At 64.7% G+C, this 19,102-nt stretch carries 18 protein-coding genes; 4 read left to right on the top strand and 14 right to left on the bottom strand.

What is annotated here, in order from left to right; genetic code table 11:
• Positions 1-3 precede the first annotated feature (3 nt).
• The 4 genes from oppB to ACG97_RS03485 form a co-directional block, all read right to left on the bottom strand.
• A complete protein-coding gene (gene oppB / locus ACG97_RS03500) occupies positions 4-924 on the bottom strand; it encodes an oligopeptide ABC transporter permease OppB (RefSeq protein WP_047965941.1) in 921 nt (306 codons plus the stop codon).
• A gap of 186 nt (positions 925-1,110) precedes the next feature.
• A complete protein-coding gene (locus ACG97_RS03495) occupies positions 1,111-2,718 on the bottom strand; it encodes a peptide ABC transporter substrate-binding protein (protein ID WP_047965967.1) in 1,608 nt (535 codons plus the stop codon).
• A 229-nt stretch (positions 2,719-2,947) separates the two neighbouring features.
• Positions 2,948-3,979, bottom strand: a complete 1,032-nt coding sequence (pyrC, locus tag ACG97_RS03490) for a dihydroorotase (RefSeq protein WP_047965940.1) — start codon at positions 3,977-3,979, stop codon at positions 2,948-2,950.
• Between the two features lie 56 nt (positions 3,980-4,035).
• Positions 4,036-4,266: a sulfurtransferase TusA family protein gene (locus ACG97_RS03485; RefSeq protein WP_047965939.1), complete on the bottom strand. Its 231-nt coding sequence runs from the start codon at positions 4,264-4,266 to the stop codon at positions 4,036-4,038.
• Between the two features lie 88 nt (positions 4,267-4,354).
• On the opposite strand from ACG97_RS03485, the gene ACG97_RS03480 reads away from it, so the two are divergent.
• From ACG97_RS03480 to asd, 4 genes are all read left to right on the top strand, one after another.
• The gene (locus ACG97_RS03480) at positions 4,355-5,128 is read left to right on the top strand and encodes an NRDE family protein (RefSeq protein ID WP_047965938.1); all 774 of its coding nucleotides are present in this window, start codon (positions 4,355-4,357) and stop codon (positions 5,126-5,128) included.
• Positions 5,129-5,130: 2 nt separating this feature from the next.
• Complete coding sequence (locus tag ACG97_RS03475) at positions 5,131-5,664, top strand: CNP1-like family protein (RefSeq protein WP_162198996.1); 534 nt, start codon at positions 5,131-5,133, stop codon at positions 5,662-5,664.
• Between the two features lie 12 nt (positions 5,665-5,676).
• Positions 5,677-6,582 carry a DMT family transporter gene (locus tag ACG97_RS03470; RefSeq protein WP_047965936.1) on the top strand — a complete coding sequence of 302 codons (906 nt, stop codon included), beginning with the start codon at positions 5,677-5,679 and terminating at the stop codon, positions 6,580-6,582.
• Between the two features lie 86 nt (positions 6,583-6,668).
• Positions 6,669-7,514 carry an archaetidylserine decarboxylase gene (gene asd / locus ACG97_RS03465; RefSeq protein ID WP_047965935.1) on the top strand — a complete coding sequence of 282 codons (846 nt, stop codon included), beginning with the start codon at positions 6,669-6,671 and terminating at the stop codon, positions 7,512-7,514.
• Between the two features lie 69 nt (positions 7,515-7,583).
• On the opposite strand, the gene lpxC is transcribed toward asd, so the two are convergent.
• The 10 genes from lpxC to mraY all read right to left on the bottom strand — a co-directional run bounded on the left by lpxC (position 7,584) and on the right by mraY (position 19,098).
• The gene (lpxC, locus tag ACG97_RS03460; RefSeq protein ID WP_047965966.1) at positions 7,584-8,495 is read right to left on the bottom strand and encodes a UDP-3-O-acyl-N-acetylglucosamine deacetylase; all 912 of its coding nucleotides are present in this window, start codon (positions 8,493-8,495) and stop codon (positions 7,584-7,586) included.
• Between the two features lie 98 nt (positions 8,496-8,593).
• Entirely contained in the window at positions 8,594-9,778 is a 1,185-nt protein-coding gene (ftsZ, locus tag ACG97_RS03455; protein ID WP_047965934.1) for a cell division protein FtsZ, read from the bottom strand.
• Between the two features lie 48 nt (positions 9,779-9,826).
• Positions 9,827-11,038 (bottom strand): cell division protein FtsA, encoded by a 1,212-nt coding sequence (gene ftsA / locus ACG97_RS03450; protein WP_202902695.1) that lies wholly within the window; start codon positions 11,036-11,038, stop codon positions 9,827-9,829.
• Between the two features lie 42 nt (positions 11,039-11,080).
• Complete coding sequence (locus ACG97_RS03445; RefSeq protein ID WP_047965933.1) at positions 11,081-11,809, bottom strand: cell division protein FtsQ/DivIB; 729 nt, start codon at positions 11,807-11,809, stop codon at positions 11,081-11,083.
• A complete protein-coding gene (locus ACG97_RS03440) occupies positions 11,799-12,710 on the bottom strand; it encodes a D-alanine--D-alanine ligase (RefSeq protein ID WP_047965964.1) in 912 nt (303 codons plus the stop codon). The genes ACG97_RS03445 and ACG97_RS03440 overlap by 11 nt, the downstream gene beginning before the upstream one ends.
• A 50-nt stretch (positions 12,711-12,760) precedes the next feature.
• Complete coding sequence (murC, locus tag ACG97_RS03435; protein ID WP_047965932.1) at positions 12,761-14,155, bottom strand: UDP-N-acetylmuramate--L-alanine ligase; 1,395 nt, start codon at positions 14,153-14,155, stop codon at positions 12,761-12,763.
• 38 nt (positions 14,156-14,193) lie between these two features.
• Positions 14,194-15,285: an undecaprenyldiphospho-muramoylpentapeptide beta-N-acetylglucosaminyltransferase gene (gene murG, locus ACG97_RS03430; protein WP_047965931.1), complete on the bottom strand. Its 1,092-nt coding sequence runs from the start codon at positions 15,283-15,285 to the stop codon at positions 14,194-14,196.
• Between the two features lie 187 nt (positions 15,286-15,472).
• Positions 15,473-16,636, bottom strand: a complete 1,164-nt coding sequence (gene ftsW / locus ACG97_RS03425) for a putative lipid II flippase FtsW (RefSeq protein ID WP_047965930.1) — start codon at positions 16,634-16,636, stop codon at positions 15,473-15,475.
• Entirely contained in the window at positions 16,636-18,003 is a 1,368-nt protein-coding gene (murD, locus tag ACG97_RS03420) for a UDP-N-acetylmuramoyl-L-alanine--D-glutamate ligase (protein ID WP_047965929.1), read from the bottom strand. Before murD ends, ftsW begins: the two co-directional genes overlap by 1 nt.
• Before the next feature lie 12 nt (positions 18,004-18,015).
• Positions 18,016-19,098, bottom strand: a complete 1,083-nt coding sequence (gene mraY / locus ACG97_RS03415) for a phospho-N-acetylmuramoyl-pentapeptide-transferase (RefSeq protein WP_305118873.1) — start codon at positions 19,096-19,098, stop codon at positions 18,016-18,018.
• Between the last annotated feature and the right edge of the window lie 4 nt (positions 19,099-19,102).

Genomic DNA, 19,102 nt, shown 5'->3' with positions numbered 1-19,102 from the left:
CGCTCAGTAGCGGATTTTCGGGTCGAGATACGCGTAGGCGAGGTCAACCAGCAGATTGAGAATCACCGCAAACACGGTCACCAGTACCACCAGCCCCAGCACCAGCGTGTAGTCGCGGTTGGAGGCGCCGTTGATGATCAGCTTGCCCAGCCCCGGCAGCGAAAATACCGACTCGGTGACCACCGCCGAGGTGATCGACGAGATCGCCAGCGGGCCGAGCACCGACACCACCGGCATCAGCGCCGGCTTCAGCGCGTGGCGGAACACGATGGTCCGCAGCGGCAGGCCCTTGGCGCGCGCGGTGCGGATGAAGTTGCTGTTCAGCACCTCGATCAGGCTGCCGCGCATCACGCGGCCGATGGTGGACACGTTGATAAAGGTCAGCAGTGCGATGGGCAGCACCATGTAGCGCGGGTCGAAGTCGTTCCAGCCGCCGGCCGGCAGCACGCTCAGCCAGATGGCGAACAGCAGGATCAGCACCGGGCCGATCACGAAGGAGGGGAAGGCGCTGCCGAGGTTGCCGACCAGCATCACGAAGTAGTCGATCAGGCTGTTCTGGCGCAGCGCGGCGATGATGCCCAGCGCCACGCCGATGATCACCGACAGCAGCAGTGCACCGCCGCCGATGGCCAGCGATACCGGCAGCGCATTGCCCACCAGTTCGTTGACGCTCCAGTCGGCGTAACGGAAAGAAGCCCCCAGGTCGCCTTGCAGCAGGCTCTTGAGGTAGAGGAGATATTGTTGCCACAGCGGCAGGTCCAGATGGTACTTGGCCTGCAGGTTGGCCATCACCGCCGCGGAAACCTTGCGTTCGGTGTCAAACGGGCCACCGGGGGTGGCGTGCAGCATCAGGTAACAGACGGTGATGACGAGCAACAACGTGGGAATCGTCATCAGCACGCGTCGTAAAGCGTAAGACCACATGGGAGTACTCCAGGACGGATAGCGCTTTGCATTGCAGCAATGCAGGTAGGCAAGCGGCAGCAACACCGCAGGTCGCGGCAGTGCAGCAATCGCCATCACTTCAAACCAGACCGGGTGGCCCCGTCAGGAGCACACCCGGTCTGCGCACATCAGGGGCAAGCCCCGTCAGACTGCCATCAACTCAGCTTAGTGCTTGATGATGTACAGGTCCTTGCTGCGATAGCGGTCCATCGGATTCTTGGTGGTGTAGCCGCCGACGTAGGATTTCACCAGCCGCGGTACGGTGTACTGCAGCAGCGGGATCATCGGGTAGTCATCCATGATCAGCTTGGTGGCCTGGGTCAGCAGCTGCTTGCGCTGGGCCGGGTTCTGCGCCAGGTTGCCCTGCTTGATCAGTGCTTCGGCCTTCGGATTGCAGTTGAAGTTGTCGTTCTGCTCGGAGCCGCACTGCACCAGGGTCAGGAAGGTGGTGGCGTCGTTGTAGTCGGCCACCCAGCCGTTGCGGCCGATCTGGTATTCGCCGTCATGGCGCTTCTTCAGCAGCACCTTGAATTCCATGTTTTCCAGCTCGGTGTTGAGGCCGAGCTTGGTCTTCCATTCCGAAGCGGCGAAGATCGCCATCTTCTTGTGGTATTCACTGGTGTTGTAGCTGAACTTGACCTTGCTGCCCGGCTTCACGCCGGCAGCGGCCAGCAGCTTCTTGGCTTCGGCCACGCGCTGCGCCATCGGCCACTTGGCCCAGTCGTAGCTGGTCACATCGGCGCCGTTGGTGCCGCGCACGATGGCGCTATAGGCAGGTACCTGGCCGTCGGCGGTGATCTTGGTGGCGAGGATGTCACGGTCGATGACCATGTTCAGCGCCTTGCGCACGCGCACGTCCTTCATCACCGGGTCCTTGTGGTTCAGACCGTAGTAACGCAGGCCCAGCATCGGCGCGTTGCGGATGTCTTTCGGCAGCTCGGCCTTGTACTTCTCGTAGGTGCCTGGTGGAAGCTGGTAGACCCAGTCGTTTTCACCGGACAGGAACATCTTCACATCGGCAAAACCGTCTTCGATCGGCAGGTAGGTGACGCGGGTCAGCTGCACGTTCTTGTTGTCCCAGTACTGAGGGTTCTTGGCCAGCACTACCTTGCTGTTGACCTGCCACTCCTTCAGCACGAAGGCGCCGTTGCTGACCATATTGCCCGGCTTGACCCAGTCCTTGCCGAACTTGTCGATGGCCGCTTTCGGTACCGGGCCCAGCTGGCCGTTGGATACCACTTCCGGCAGGAAGGCCACCGGGTACGGGGTCTTGATTTCGAGGGTGAACTTGTCGAGCGCCTTGACGCCGACATCGCTTACCGGCTTCTTGCCTTCGGCGGCTTCAACACCGTTGAGCAGGAAGGTGCCGTAGGTGGTGGCGTAGGTGGAAGCGGTCTTCGGATCGAGGAAACGACGAATACCATAGACAAAATCATCAGCGGTCACGCTGGAGCCGTCCGACCATTTCGCGTTCTTGCGCAGGGTGAATACCCAGGTGGTCGGATCTTTCTGCTTCCAGGACTCGGCCACACCCGGCACGACACGGCCTTCGTTGTCGGTGGCGGTCAGGCCTTCGAACAGGTCACGGACGAGGTTGTTGGCACCCACCGACTCGGCGATGGCCGGATCCAGCGATTCCGCTTCGGAACCGTTGTTGCGCACGATTTCCTGCTTGGCGGCCAGCGGGGTACCGGCCGGTACCTTGGCGGCAAACGCGGCGCCGGATACGCCCAGGCCCAGGGCAACGGAAGCTGCCAACACACTGATTGTCATGGTTTTTTTCATATTCTCCTGCTCTCCTTGAAACGACGAGGGCCAACCCCAGGCTGGCCCTCAGCACGATATGGATACAATACGCAAAGGCGAGGCAATTATGCCCAGCCATAAAGTGCGCCACAAGCACTAAAACATGAACTAGCCACCACGACAAGCAAAAAGCGTGGCATTTCTTTCACAGAATTCGAGTAGAAACACCACATTTATGCCAAGGCATGAGCCTTACTCATGCCAGGCATTTCCAAAACACATGCTCGCCGGCGCGCAGCGGCACCAGCGTGTCGTTGCCGTAGGCGATTTCCGCCGGCACCTGCCAGCTTTCCTTCACCAGGGTGATGGTGTCGCTGTTGCGTGGCAGGCCGTAGAACGCCGGGCCGTTGAAGCTGGCGAACGCCTCCAGCTTGTCCAGCGCGCCGGCGGCCTCGAACGCTTCGGCGTACAGTTCGATGGCCGCATTGGCGGTGTACATGCCGGCGCAGCCGCAGGCGTTTTCCTTGGTGTGGCGCGCGTGCGGCGCACTGTCGGTACCGAGGAAGAACTTGTCGCTGCCGCTGGTCGCCGCCTTAAGCAGCGCTTCGCGGTGCCGCTCGCGCTTGAGCACCGGCAGGCAGTAGTGGTGCGGACGGATGCCGCCGGTAAACAGCGCATTGCGGTTCATCAGCAGGTGATGGGCGGTGATGGTGGCGGCAACGTTGGCCGCAGCGCCGGCGACGTACTCCGCCGCCTGTTGCGTGGTGATGTGCTCGAACACCACGCGCAGTTGCGGCAGGCGCGCCATCAGCGGCTCGAACACGGTGTCGATGAACACCGCCTCGCGGTCGAACACGTCCACGGCAGGGTCGGTGACTTCGCCGTGCACCAGCAGCGGCATGCCGACTTCGGCCATCGCTTCCAGCGCCGCCATCGCGTTGTTCACGTCACGCACGCCGGCGTCGGAGTTGGTGGTGGCGCCCGCCGGGTACAGCTTGATGCCGTGCACGAAGCCGCTTTCCTTGGCCTTGCGTACTTCGTCGGCGCTGGTGGTTTCGGTCAGGTACAGCGTCATCAGCGGCTCGAAGTGGCTACCGGCCGGACGCGCGGCCAGGATGCGCTCGCGGTAGGCGGCGGCGGCCTCGACGGTGGTCACCGGCGGTTTCAGGTTGGGCATGATGATGGCGCGGCCCATCTGGCGACAGGTATCGGGCAGCACCGCCGCCAGCGCCTCGCCATCACGGATGTGCAGGTGCCAGTCGTCGGGGCGGGTAATGGTCAGTTGCATGGCAAAACCTTTCTTGAATAAAAAGCGGGCGCCGCCGTGGCAACGCCGGTGGTGTCTTATTTGCGGCGGATCACCAGCAGGAAGCGGCCGTCGTCGGTGGTGGACGACTCCAGCAGCGCATTGCCGGTCTGGCGGCAAAAGGCCTCGAAATCCTTCGGCGCACCGGGGTCGGTGGCGATGGCGGACAGCACCTGGCCGCTGGTCAGGCCGGCCAGCGCCTTTTTCGCGCGCAGGATCGGCAGCGGACAATTGAGACCGGACAGGTCGAGGTGAAGATCTGGCTGCATGAAAACTATCCCCTGCCATTACACGTTACAATGAAGCGATCTATTTTAAGGTGCGCCGGCAGATTGCCCAAGTGCGCAATACCATTATATGTGTGTGATTGCCCTCGCCTACCAGACCGCCGCCTGCGGACCGCTGCTGGTGGCGGCCAACCGTGACGAGTATTACGCCCGCCCCACCGCGGCGCTGGATTTCTGGCGCCCGGAACATCCGGACGTGCTCGGCGGCCGCGACCTGCAGGCCGGCGGCAGCTGGTTGGCGATGGACGTACGCGGCCGCTTTGCCGCCGTCACCCACATCCGCGAAGGCCACGCCCGCAGCGCGGCGCGCTCGCGCGGCGAGCTGGTCAAGCGCTTTGTCAGCGGCGATGAATCGGCGCTGGAGTTCGCCGCCTGGCTCAAGGCCGAGCACCGCCAGTTCGCCCCGTTCAACCTGCTGTTCGGCGAGATCCGCAACCTGTTGCACTTCAACAGCCGCAGCGGCATGCTCAACCGCGTGCCGCCGGGCATCCACGTGCTGTCCAATGCCGACATGAACAGCCGCTGGTTCAAGTGCGAACAGCTGCGCGCCAAGCTGCAGCAGCAGACACGGCCGCCGGCGGAAAACGACATCCTGCGCTGGCTGAGCGACCCGACCCCGGCACCGGTGGAACAATTGCCCAATACCGGCGTCGGTCTGGCATTGGAAAAGATGCTGTCGCCGGTGTTCATCAACGGCCGCGACTACGGCACCCGCGCCTCGTCGGTGCTGACGCTGAACGCGCGCAGCGAATTAAGCTTTACCGAAGTCAGCTGGGGACTGGGTGGCCGTGAAAGCGGTCGCCGTCGCCAGACCATGCGCCTCACTCCCAACAGGAACTCATGATCGTGAAATACCTTGCCCCTGCCCTTCTCATCGCCGTTGCGGCCAACCTTGCCGTGGCCGGCGCCCTGGGTAAAGACCGCCCGGTCCACAGCAAGCAGAACTGGTACGAGGAAGAAGCCCCGTGGCAGGAAGCCAGCGTGCCGCTGATCGACTATCCGGCCAGCTTCGACTGGCGCGAGATCGAGATGCCCGGCGAGGTCAAGCAGCGCGTGTTCATCGACGCCGGCTCGATCCAGATCGGCAGCGATGGCGTCACCCGTTTCAGCCTGCGCCAGCTGAGCAGCAAGGGCGCGGAGAACATCAGCCGTGAAGGCGTGCACTGCAACGAGCGCAGCCTGCGCAGCTACGGCTTTGCCGACCCCGAGGGCAAGCGCTGGATCGAGTCGACCAAGGCCAAATGGCAGAAGGCCAGCTTTGGCGATCCTTTCCGCCAGACCATGCTGAAGAACCTGTGCCCGGACGGCCTGGCGCCACGCAATGCCGAAGCGCTACTGGCCAACCTGAACAAGCCGGACGCCAGACCGCGCAAAAAGTAAACGGATGCCGCCATGACCGCCTCAGCCACCACCCTGTCGCCCGGCCACAGCCTGCTCGGCCCCGTCCAGATCCTGCTCTCCGCGGTAGCCTTTGGCGCGATGGCGATCTTTGCCAAGCAGGCTTACGCCGACGGCGTCAGTACCGGCAGCCTGCTGTTCCTGCGCTTCCTGGTGGCCGGGCTGCTGTTGCTGCCGTGGGTGCTGTGGCGGCGGCTGCCGTGGCCGCGCGGCCGTAGCCTGCTGACGCTGATCGCGATGGGCGCAGTCGGCTACGCCGGCATGTCGGCCTGTTATTTCAATGCGCTGCACTACGCCTCGGCCGGCACCGTGGCGCTGCTGCTGTACCTGTTTCCGGTGATCGTGATCCTGCTCTCCAGCCTGCTCGGCGAGCCGCTGACCCGGCGCCGCCTGCTGGCGCTGCTGCTGGCGCTGGGGGGGCTGGCGGTCACCATCGGGCTGGAGTGGTCGACCTCGCTGCGCGGCCTGCTGCTGGGGCTGGGCGCGGCGCTGATCTACGCGCTGTACATCCTGGCCGGCAGCCGCCTGCGCGAGCGCGGCCACCCGCTCGCTGCCGCCTGCGTGGTGACGCTGTCGGCGGCACTGTGCAATGGCATCGTGGTCAGCCTGCAGGGGCTGCAGCCGCCGGCGAGCGGCAGTGGCGTGCTGGCCATTGCGCTGATCGCGCTGATTTCCACCGTAATTGCCATCACGCTGTTCCTGGCCGGACTGGAAAAAACCGACGCCACCCAGGCCTCGCTGCTATCGACGGTGGAGCCGGTAGTCACCGTGCTGCTGGCGGCGGTGTTCCTGCACGAAGCCGTCACCCTGTCGCAGCTGGCCGGCGGCGCGCTGATCCTGGCGGCGGTGGTGGTGATCAGCCGCGAACGCAAGCCGGCGGAGCTGACACTCACCGAGTGACAGGCGGCCAGTCGACACGGTTTTTCCCGACAGAGACAGCGGCACCGGTATAATCTGCCGCTGTTTTTTCGAATTAGGGTGTCATCGTGTCCGATCGTCTTGCCGTATTGCCGCAATACCTGCTGCCCAAGCAGGCGCTGACCGCCTTTGCCGGCCGGGTTGCCAATGCCCGTGGCGGCGAGCGCACCACGCGGCTGATCCGCTGGTTCGTGCGCCGTTACCAGGTCAACATGGCGGAAGCCGCCAATCCGGACATCGCCAGCTACGACACCTTCAATGCCTTCTTCACCCGCGCGCTGCGCGACGGCGTGCGGCCGCAGGCGGACGCGGCGCTGACCTGCCCGGTGGACGGCGCCATCAGCCAGTTCGGCCACATCGCGCAGGACCAGATCTTCCAGGCCAAGGGCCACCACTACTCCACCACCGCGCTGCTCGGCGGCGACGCCAGCCTGGCGGCACAGTTCGCCGACGGCCAGTTCGCCACCATCTACCTCAGCCCGCGCGACTACCACCGCATCCACATGCCGTGCGACGGCACGCTGCGGCGCATGATCTACGTGCCCGGCGCGCTGTTCTCGGTCAACCCGACCACCGCACGCGGCGTGCCCGGCCTGTTCGCGCGCAACGAGCGCGTGGTATGCGTGTTCGACACTGAGTTCGGCACTATGGTGCTGACCCTGGTCGGCGCCACCGTGGTCGGCAGCATGGCCACCAGCTGGCACGGCGTGGTCAATCCGCCGCGCCGCAGCGAGGTCACCGAGTGGTCCTATACCGGCCAGCACATCACCCTCAAGCAGGGCGAGGAAATGGGCCGCTTCCTGCTCGGCTCCACCGTGGTGCTGCTGTTCCCGCAGCACAGCATGACGTTCAACCCGGCCTGGCTGCCGACCAAGCCGGTGCGCCTGGGCGAAGCGATGAGCACACCGCGCTAAGACGGCTCCGTCCCAATGCAAAACCGCGCGGCGATCACTCGCAGCGCGGTTTTTTCATGCGGCCAACCTTCAGGCCACGTCGGGCAGGCGGTGGAAGCTGGACGGTACGTCGTGCTCGTCGCTGAAGCTGACGAACTCCCACGCCTCCGGCGTATCCAGCAGCACGCGCAGCAGCTTGTTGTTGAGCGCATGGCCGGACTTGTGGCCGCTGAAGGCTGCGATCAGCGGATGGCCGACGATGTACAGGTCGCCGATGGCGTCAAGGATCTTGTGGCGCACGAACTCGTCCGGAAAGCGCAACCCTTCCGGATTGAGCACGTACTCGTCGTCGATCACGATGGCGTTGTTGAGGTTGCCGCCGCGGCCGAGACCGTGGCTACGCATGTACTCGACCTCGTGCATGAAGCCGAAAGTGCGCGCGCGGCTGATCTCGTCGATGTAGGAACGGTTGGCGAAATCGATGTGCACCGTCTGCGGCGCGCGGTTGAATGCCGGATGGTTGAACTCGATCGACAGCTCGACACTGAAGCCGTCGTGCGGCGCCAGCCGCACCCACTTGTCGCCTTCCACCACCTCGACCACCTGCTTGACGCGGATGAAGCGCTTCGGCTGTGCCTGATCGACGATGCCGGCGCTTTGCAGCAGGAAGATGAACGGCGCGGCGGAGCCATCCATGATGGGCATCTCCGCCGCGGTGACGTCGATCAGCAGGTTATCGATGCCCAGCCCTGCAAAAGCGGACATCAGGTGTTCGATGGTGCCGATACGCACGCCGGTCTCGGAGACCAGCGTCGAGGAGAGGCGCGTATCGTTCACCAGCGAAGGATGCACTTTGACACTGACCGGCTCGGGCAGGTCGGTACGGCGAAACACGATGCCGGTATCGGGCGCCGCCGGGTTCAGGGTCAGTTTCACCCTTTCTCCCGAATGCAGGCCTACGCCGGTCGCGCTGATCGCTTTTTTCAAGGTGCGCTGCAAAATCATCACATGCTTTCAAGCCGTTACAGTGACACCGATTCTAGCACAGCTCACGCTAGTGCTTTATTGATTGACCGGATACCGACTATAGGTCTGCGCTATCAGTCCGCCTGCTTGCGCAGGAAGGCCGGAATGTCGAACGACTCGCTGACCGACGGATCGGAGAAGTCGGCGGCACCGGTGGCACGGCGGTTGCGGCTACGCATCACGGCCGGGGTGTTGCCCAGCTCGTTGTAGTCCACTTCCATCGCGATATTGTCGGTACCGGTCTTCACGATCTTGATGTATTCCGGACGCTCGTCGCGGCTGGTCTGCGGCTTCTGGCCGAGGCCGGTCGCGATCAGCGTCACGCGGATGGTGTCTTCCGGCATGTCTTCCACTTCGGCGGTACCGAACTTCACCTGCGCATCATCGTCGGCGTACTGGCGGATGATGGACATGATTTCGCGGTATTCGCTCATCTTCAGGCAGCCCGGCGCGGTGGAGATGTTCACCAGTACGCCACGGGCACCTTCCAGCGTGATGTTGTCCAGCAGCGGGCTGGCCACGGCCTGTTCGGCGGCGACGCGGGCACGGTCGATGCCGGAGGCAAACGCCGACCCCATCATCGCCAGACCCATCTCGCCCATCACCGCGCGCACGTCGGCAAAGTCGACGTTGATCAGGCCCGGGCAGGTAATCACCTCCGAGATCCCGGCCACGGCGCCCTTGAGCACGTCGTCGGCGGCGCGGAAGGCGTCGCGCATCGACACGTCGTCACCCAGCACGTCCATCAGCTTCTCGTTCGGGATCACGATCAGCGAATCGACGTGCTTCTTCAGCAGCTCGATGCCGTCGTTGGCGACGCGCATGCGCTTGCCTTCGTGGTCGAACGGACGCGTCACCACGCCGACGGTGAGGATGCCCATTTCCTTGGCCACTTCCGCCACCACCGGTGCGGCGCCAGTACCAGTACCGCCGCCCATGCCGGCGGTCACGAACACCATGTTGGCGCCGCGCAGCATCTCGGCGATGCGTTCGCGGTCTTCCAGCGCGGCGCTGCGGCCAACTTCCGGATTGGCACCGGCACCCAGACCACGGGTCAGGTTGTTACCCAGCTGCAGCTTCTGCGCGGCCTTGTTGCGCTTCAGCGCCTGGGCATCGGTGTTGGCGCAGATGAATTCCACGCCGTTCACCAGATTGTCGATCATGTTGTCGATGGCGTTGCAGCCGCCACCACCAACACCGATCACCTTGATCACCGCCTCGGAGGCGGTTTCCTGCATTACTTCGAATACCATGCTCATTTTTTCTCTCCTGTTAAAAGATGAGCGAACCCGAGACCCTGGTCATGCTCAGAAATTTCCGGCAAACCAGGCTTTCATTTTTTGAAACATTTGTCCTACGCCGCCATCGTCCACCTTGTGGTGGGCGCGCGGATTCATCTGGTCCTTGCCGTACTGCAACAGGCCGACGCCGGTCGAGAAGCGCGGATTCTTCACCACCTCCGACAAACCGCCGACATACTTCGGCACGCCGATACGCACCGGCATGTGGAACACTTCCTCGGCCAGCTCGACCATGCCCGGCATCAGGCTGGCGCCGCCGGTAATCACCATGCCGGACGACAACACTTCCTCGAAACCGCTGCGGCGCAGCTCCTGCTGCACCAGCTGGAACAGTTCTTCCACCCGCGGCTCGATCACTTCGGCCAGCGTGGCGCGCGACATCTGGCGCGGACCGCGCTCGCCGACGCCCGGCACCTCGATCATCTGCGAGGCATCGGCCAGAGACACCAGCGCCACGCCGTGCTGGATCTTGATGTCTTCCGCTTCCTTGGTCGGGGTGCGCAGCGCCATGGCGATGTCGTTGGTGATCTGGTCACCGGCAATCGGGATCACCGCGGTATGGCGGATGGCGCCGTTGGTGTACACCGCGATGTCGGTGGTGCCGCCACCGATGTCGATCAGGCAGACACCGAGTTCCTTCTCGTCCTCGGACAGCACCGCCATCGCCGACGCCATCGGCTGCAGCACCAGGTCGGACACTTCCAGCCCGCAGCGGCGCACGCACTTGGCCACGTTCTGCGCGGCGGACACCGCGCCGGTGACGATGTGCACCTTGGCCTCCAGCCGCACGCCGCTCATACCCAGCGGCTCGCGCACGCCTTCCTGGCCGTCGATGCTGTATTCCTGGGTCAGGATGTGCAGCACCTGGTGATCCGGCGGAATGGTCACCGCGCGCGCGGTTTCGATCACGCGCTCGATGTCCATCGGCGTCACCTCGCGGTCCTTGATCGCCACCATGCCGTGCGAATTGACGCTCTTGATGTGGCTGCCGGCGATGCCGGTAAACACCTGGTGGATCTTGCAGTCGGCCATCAGCTCGGCCTCTTCCAGCGCGCGCTGGATCGCCTGCACCGTGGACTCGATGTTGACCACCATGCCGCGCTTCAAGCCGCGCGACGGCACCTGGCCCATGCCGATGATGTTGATCTGGCCCTCTTCCAGCACCTCGGCAACGATCGCGACGATCTTCGAGGTCCCGATATCCAGACCGACCAGCATGTTCTTGCTTTCTTTAGGTTTGCTCACCTGTCGCTCCAACACTCAAAGCTTGTTTGCTGTTGCCGTGCTTGCCTGGTATTCCGGCATCTTCACGGCAAATCCATTGGGGTAACGCAGGTCGATGTACTCGATGCGATACGGCATGGTGGCCAGGCTGCGCGGCCAGTACTCGACAAACCGCGCCAACCGCTCCTTCACCGGGCCACGTCCCAGCTCCAGCATTACCCCGTTATCCAGTTCCATCTTCCAGGCGCGGCGCTCGCTCAACCACAATTGCCGCACTTTCAGCCTGGCCTGAGCCAGTACCGGCCCGAACGTGTGCAGGGCCTGTACCATTTCCTTTTCACTGCCCGCCGGCCCGAACAGCACCGGCAGCGGCTGGTCACTGGCCGCATCGAACCAGCGGCCTTCCTTGCTGATCAACCCGCTTTCGCCCCAGCGCGCCACCGCGACGTGTTCCGCGATGGTGATCTGCAGGCGGTCCGGCCACGTCCGCCTCACCTGCGCCTCGCGCACCCACGGCAGCTTCTCGAACGCACCGCGCGTCTTGTTGATGTCCAGCGTGAAGAAGGTGCCGGACAGCTCGTGCTGCGCGATGTACTTCAACTGCACCGGTGTCACCTTCACGAACTGGCCGCCAATCGCGATCCGCTTGACCGGAAACAGCGGCGAGTGCGTCAACCACACCCCGGCGCTGTACAGCAACATCAGCAGCGCGGCCAGCAACAGCATGTTCGCCAGCGCGCGCAGTACCGCATGGTTATCCCACATGAGCTGCCGCCAGCACCTGTACGCACAGATCTTCGTAGGACAGCCCCTCGACCCGCGCCGCCATCGGCACCAGGCTATGGCTGGTCATGCCCGGATTGGTGTTGGCCTCCAGCAGGTAGATGCCACCGGCTTCGTCCATCAGGAAGTCGATGCGCGCCCAGCCGCGGCAACCCAGCACGCGGAACGCCTGCAGCGCCAGCTCGCGCGCACGCTGCTCCACCTCCGGCGCGAGGCCGGACGGGCAGCGGTAGACGGTGTCGTCGCGGAAATACTTGGCCTGGTAGTCGTAGTACTCGGTGGCCGGCTCGATCTTGATGGTCGGATAGGCCTTGCCGTCGATGATGGCGCAGGTGTACTCGCCGCCGCCGATGAACTGCTCGGCGATCACGATCTCGTCGTACTGGCGCGCCTCGGCGTACGCCGCCTTCAGGCCGCCGTGTTCCTTCACCTTGGTGACCCCGATGCTGGAGCCTTCGGTGGACGGCTTCACGAAGATCGGCAGGCCGAGGCGGGCCTCGATGGCGTCAAAATCGCTGTCGTCGCTCAGCAGCTCGAAGTCCGGGATCGGCAGGCCGGCACCCTTCCACAGCAGCTTGGTGCGCCACTTGTCCATGCAGATGGCCGACGCCATCACGCCGCAGCCGGTATAGGGAATGGCCATGCTCTCCAGCGCGCCCTGCAGCGTGCCGTCCTCGCCGAACGGGCCGTGCAGGATGTTGAACACGCGGGCAAAGCCCTCTTCCTGCAGCGCTGTCAGCGGTTTTTCCGACGGGTCGAACTTGTGCGCATCGACGCCCTTGCTCTGCAGCGCGGCTAGCACGCCGTTGCCGCTCATCAGCGACACTTCGCGCTCGGCGGAGCTGCCGCCCATGATCACTGCCACCTTGCCAAATTGCTTCATCATGTTTCCTTGCTGCCGCGTGAGCTGCACGCGGCCAACCTTGTCCTGGGTTATGCCTTGCTCGCCGCGACCAGCTTGGCCGGGATGCCACCGATGGAACCGGCGCCCATGGTGATCACCACGTCACCGTCACGCACCATGTCGCTGATCACCTGCGGCATGTCGGCAATCTGCTCGACGAATACCGGCTCCACCTTGCCGCCGACCCGTACCGCCCGCGTCAGCGCGCGGCCGTCGGCGGCCACGATCGGCGCCTCGCCGGCGGCATACACTTCCGCCAGCAACAGGCAGTCGACACCGTTCAATACCTTGACGAAGTCCTCGAACAGGTCGCGGGTGCGGCTGTAACGGTGCGGCTGGAACGCCAGCACCAGCCGCTTCTGCGGGAAGGCGCCGCGCACCGCGGCCAGCGTCGCCGCCATTTCCACCGGATGGTGGCCGTAGTCGTCGATCAGGGTGTAGCTACCGCCATCCTTGGCCGGCAGTTCGCCGTAGCGCTGGAAGCGGCGGCCGACACCGGCGAACTCGGCAAGACCACGCTGGATCGCTTCCACCTCGGCGCCGCACTCCAGGCCGATGGCGGTGGCCGCCAGCGCGTTGAGCACGTTGTGGCGGCCCGGCATGTTCAGCGTCACCGGGAAGCGCAGGCCGTCGGCCTTCACCACCACGTCGAAGTGCATCTGGCCGGCATCGGCGACCACGTTTTCGGCGTAGACATCGGCGCTGTCGTCCAGACCGTAGGTGGTCACCGGTTTTTTCAGCTGCGGCACGATGCTGCGCACGTGCTCGTCGTCGACGCACAGCACAGCCCGGCCGTAGAACGGCAGGTGGTGGATGAAGTCGACGAAGGCCTGCTTCAGCTTGTCGAAGCTGTGGTCGTAGGTGTCCATGTGGTCGGCGTCGATATTGGTCACCACCGACATCACCGGCTGCAAATAGAGGAAGGACGCGTCCGATTCGTCGGCCTCGGCCACCAGGTAGTCGCCGCTGCCGAGGCGGGCATTGGTACCGGCCGCGGTCAGCTTGCCGCCGATCACGAAGGTCGGGTCAAGGTTGGCCGCACCCAGCACCGACGCGGTCAGACTGGTGGTGGTGGTCTTGCCGTGGGTACCGGCGATGGCAATGCCCTGCTTGAAGCGCATCAGCTCGGCCAGCATCATCGCGCGCGGGATTACCGGCACGTGCTTGGCCTGCGCTTCCTGCACTTCCGGGTTGTCGGCCTTCACCGCGGTGGAGGTCACCACCACGTCGGCGCCCTTGATGTAGGTGGCGTCATGACCAAAGAAGATGCGCGCGCCCTGCTCGGTCAGGCGCTTGGTGGCGGCGTTGTCGGCCATGTCGGAACCGGACACGGTGTAGCCCAGGTTCAGCAGCACCTCGGCGATGCCGCACATGCCGACGCCGCCGATGCCGACAAAGTGTATGTGTTTGACGCGATGTTTCATGGTGTCTTCTCTTGCTCGGGCCCGGTCCGGGCCCAGTCCTATTCGGTATCCGCCAGCGCCTGGCACAGGTCGGCCACTTTGGCCGCCGCGGCCGGCTTGGCCAGCGTTCGCGCCTGTTCGGCCATCTGCAGCAGCTGCGGGCGGGTCAGCCCTGCCAGCAGCGCCGCCAGTTGCTGCGGATTCATGTCTTGTTGCGGCAGATGGATGGCCGCGCCATGGGCCGCCATCCACGCCGCGTTGTCGCGCTGGTGCGAGGTGGTGGACACCACCAGCGGCACCAGGATGCTGGGCACGCCGGCGGCGCACAGTTCGCTGATGGTGATCGCGCCGGCACGGCACAGGATCACGTCGCAGTCGGCCAGCAGCGCCGCCATATTGTCGATGAAGGGCAGCAGGGTGACGTCGCGGCCAACCTTGAGCCCGGCGCTGGCGTAAGCCGCCTGCACCGCGTCGAAATTCTTGTCGCCGGTCTGGTGCGTCAGCAGCGGCCGCGCCTCGGCCGGCAGTAGTGCCAGCGCCTGCGGCAGCGTGTCGTTCAGCACCTTGGCGCCGAGGCTGCCACCGACCACCAGCACCCGCAGCGGACCGGTACGGCCGGCAAAGCGTGCGGCCGGCGGCGTCATCTGCTCGATCTCGGCGCGCACCGGGTTGCCGGTGACCACCGCCTTGTTCAGCCTGGCGGCCTCGCCGTCAAAGCCGCAGGCCAGATGGTCGGCAAACGGCAACAGCGCCTTGTTGCTCAGCAGCAGGCCGGCGTCGGCATTGACCATCACCAGCGGCTTCCACAGCAGGGCGCCGGCAAGGCCGGTCGGCAGGCACACGTAGCCGCCCATGCCCAGAATCACGTCCGGGCGGTGTTCGAACATCAGCTTCAGGCTGCGCACAAAGGCGGCCCCCAGCTGCAGCACGCCTTTTACCGAACCCAGCAGTCCCTTGCCACGCACACCGTGGAACGCCAGCCGGATCAGCGGGATGCCGGTCGGCGGCACCAGCTTGTTTTCCATGCCACGCTCGGTGCCGACCCACAGCACTTGCCAGCCGCGCCGTTGCAGCTCGCGGGCAACGGCGATGCCGGGGACGATGTGTCCACCCGTGCCTGCCGCCATTACCATCACCGTGCGTTTAGTCATCTCTTGCTTTCTCTTGCTCCGGCCCTGCCGGTTATTCATTGCCGTTGCGGCCAACGTTGGCCGCAACGTGATTCCTTAAACCTTGAAACCGCGCATCAGCCGGCGATTTTTCCTTCGCCGCTACGCGGCTCGGACAAACAGGCGCTTGCTCGCTGCGCTCGTGCTCCTTGCGGAGCAATGCGGTGCTTCAAACTTTGAAGCCCCGCATCAAACGCCTGTTTTCATAATCCACCCGCAACAGCACCGCCAGCGAGGCGAGGTTGCACAGCATGGCCGAGCCGCCGAACGACATCAGCGGCAGGGTCAGGCCCTTGGTCGGCAGCAAGCCCATGTTGACGCCGACATTGAAGAAGGTCTGGATCCCCAGCCAGATGCCGATGCCCTGCGCCACCAGCGACGGGTAGTAGCGTTCCAGCTTCTTCGCCTCGGTGCCGATGTGGAAGGCACGCCGCACGATCCACGCATACAGCCCCAGCACCACGCAGATGCCGATGAAACCGAATTCCTCCGAGATCACCGCCATGATGAAGTCGGTGTGCGCCTCCGGCAGGTAGAACAGCTTCTCGATGCTGCCGCCGAGGCCGACGCCCAGCCACTCGCCACGGCCGATGGCGATCAGCGAGTGCGACAGCTGGTAGCCCTTGCCGTACGGGTCTTCCCACGGATCGAGGAAACCCAGCACCCGCTTCACCCGGTACGGCGAGGTCACGATCAGCAAGCCGATCGCCGCCACCGCCATCAGCGCCAGCCCGGCAAAGATGCGCAGGTTGATGCCGCCGAGGAACACGATGCCCATGGTGATGCTCATCACCACCATCAGCGCGCCGAAGTCCGGCTCCGCCAGCAACAGGAAGGCCACCACCACGATCGCCATCAGGATCGGCAGGAAGCCCTGGCTGAAACTGTGCAGCTTGGCCGCCTTGCGCACGGTGTAGTCGGCGGCGTAGATCACCGCCGCCAGCTTCATCACTTCCGACGGCTGGAAATTCAGCACGATCAGGTTGATCCAGCGCCGCGAACCGTTCACCACCCGGCCGATGCCGGGAATCAGCACCAGCACCAGCAGGAAGCCGGCGAACAGGAAAAACTTGCCCGCGTACTGCTGCCACCACGCCATCGGGATCATGAAGGTCAGCGCCGCCGCCGACAGCCCGATCACCATGAACACCATGTGGCGCATCAGGTAGAAGTACGGGCTGTTGGTCGCCGGATCGGCCTCGGCGTTGGCAATCGACGCCGAGAACACCATCACCAGGCTGACTGACAGCAACAGCGCAATCGCCCACATCAGCGCCTCGTCCATCACGGTGATGGCGGTGCTGTGGTGGTAGCGGCTGCGCGCGGCGTGCATCACGATAGACGCTCCGCTTGCAGCTGCGCGACGGTGTCGACAAACACCTGGGCGCGATGCGCGTAATTCTTGAACATGTCGAGGCTGGCGCAGGCCGGCGACAGCAGCACCACGTCACCGGGCTGCGCCAGGCTGGCCGCCTCGCGGGTGGCGTCCTCCAGCGTCTGGCACGCCACCAGCGGCACACCGCTGTCGGCCAGTGCGGCGCCGATCTGCGGGCCGTCGCGGCCGATCAGCACCACCGCGCGGGCGATACGGGCACAGGCCGGCGCCAGCGACGCAAAATCCTGGCCCTTGCCGTCGCCGCCGGCGATCAGCACCACTTTGCGGGTCATGCCGTTCAGCGCCGCCTCGGTGGCGCCGACGTTGGTGCCCTTGGAGTCGTCGATGTACATCACGTCGTCGAACTCGGCGACGAACTCGACGCGGTGCGCGAGGCCACGGAAGGTTTTCAGTGCCGGCAGCAGCTGTTCGCGCGCGAGGCCGATCGCCTCGCACAGCGCCAGTGCCGCCAAGGCGTTGGCCGCGTTGTGCAGGCCCTGCAGCGGCATGTCGGCACAGTCGAACACCGCCTGTCCGGCGATGGCCAGCTGGTAACGGCTATCCGTCTGTTGCAATGCGTAATCGGCGTCTTCACGCAGCGAGAACCACGCCACCCGTCGTCCGGCGCGCACCATCGCACGGCAGAACACGTCGTCGCGGTTCAGCACCTGTACGCCGTCACCGTTGAAGATGGCGGTCTTGCTGTGCGCGTAATCGAGCAGGTCGTGGTAGCGATCCAGATGGTCTTCGGAAATGTTCAGCACCGTGGCCGCGTCCGCCTGCAGGCTGCGCGTGGTTTCCAGCTGGAAGCTGGACAGCTCCACCACCCACACCTCCGGCGCCCGCCCGGCGGCTTCGCGCGCGGCCAGTGCGTCCAGCACCGGCAGGCCGATATTGCCGCATACCACGGTGTCCAGCCCGGCGGCCTCGCACAGGTGGCCGACCAGGCTGGTGACGGTGCTCTTGCCGTTGGAGCCGGTGATGGCGATCACCCGCGCGCCGCTGCCGGCAATGGCGCGTGCCCACAATTCCACATCGCCGACCACCTCGCCGCCGGCGGCAGCAAAGGCGGCGATGGCCGGGCTGCGGACACTGACGCCGGGGCTGACCATCAGCATGTCGGCATCGGCAAAGGTAGCATCGCTGAACGCGCCCAGACGCAGCGACACCGAGCCAAGGTTGGCCGCAACGGCGGCCGCATTCGGCGGATTGTCGCGGCTGTCCGCCATCGTCACGCGCGCACCGTGCGCCAGCAGCCAGCGGGCGGCGGACACGCCGGTGTCACCGAGGCCGATAACGATGATGTGACGGTTAGCCAGATCCATGGTCAGCTTTCCTTAGCGCAGTTTCAGCGTGGCAAGACCTGCCAGCACCAGCATCATGGTGATGATCCAGAAGCGGACCACGACCTGGGTCTCTTTCCAGCCTTTGAGTTCGTAGTGGTGATGCAGCGGTGCCATGCGGAACACGCGCTTGCCGGTGAGCTTGAACGACGCCACCTGGATCATCACCGACAGCGCCTCGACCACGAACAGGCCGCCCATGATCAGCAGCACGATTTCCTGGCGCACGATCACCGCCACGGTGCCCAGCGCGGCACCCAGCGCCAGCGCGCCGACGTCGCCCATGAACACCTGTGCCGGGTAGGCGTTGAACCACAAGAAGCCGAGGCAGGCACCGCAGATGGCGGCGCAGAACACCACCACCTCGTGCGCACCGGGCACGAACGGCATGCCCAGGTATTTGGAGAACAGCGCGTGACCGGCGACGTAGGCGAAGATCGCCAGACCGGCGGCCACCATCACCACCGGCAGCGCGGCGAGGCCGTCGAGGCCGTCGGTGAGGTTCACCGAGTTGGAGGTGCCGACGATGACGAAGTAGGTCAGCACGCAGAAGCCGATGCCGCCCAGCGGATAGATCACGTTCTTGAAGAACGGGATGATGAATTCGGTGGATGCCGGCAGCTTGGCGGTGGTGATCAGGAACACGCCGGCGGCAATGGCGATGGTCGATTGCCACGCCATTTTGAAACGGGCGGAGACCCCGTTCGGGTCCTTGTACACCACCTTGCGCCAGTCATCGTAGAAACCCAGCGCGCCGGTGCCCAGCGTTACCGCCAGCAGCAGCCACACGTACTGGTTGGACAGGTCGGCCCATAGCAGGGTGGTGACACTCATCGCCAGCAGGATCAGCGTGCCGCCCATGGTCGGGGTGCCGGTCTTCACCAGATGCGTCTGCGGGCCGTCGCTGCGTACCGCCTGGCCGACCTTGAGTTCGGTCAGCTTGGCGATCACCCACGGCCCCAGCCACAGCGAGATCACCAGCGACGTCAGCGCCGCCATCACCGCGCGCAGCGTGACGTAGTTGAGGACGTTGAAAGCCCGGATGTGGTCCTTTAGCAGTTCAGCCAGTAACAGCAGCACG

Origin of the sequence: Vogesella sp. EB, assembly GCF_001037925.1 — a bacterium.
Lineage (GTDB): Bacteria > Pseudomonadota > Gammaproteobacteria > Burkholderiales > Chromobacteriaceae > Vogesella > Vogesella indigofera.
This window is presented reverse-complemented; position numbering and strand designations above follow the sequence as displayed.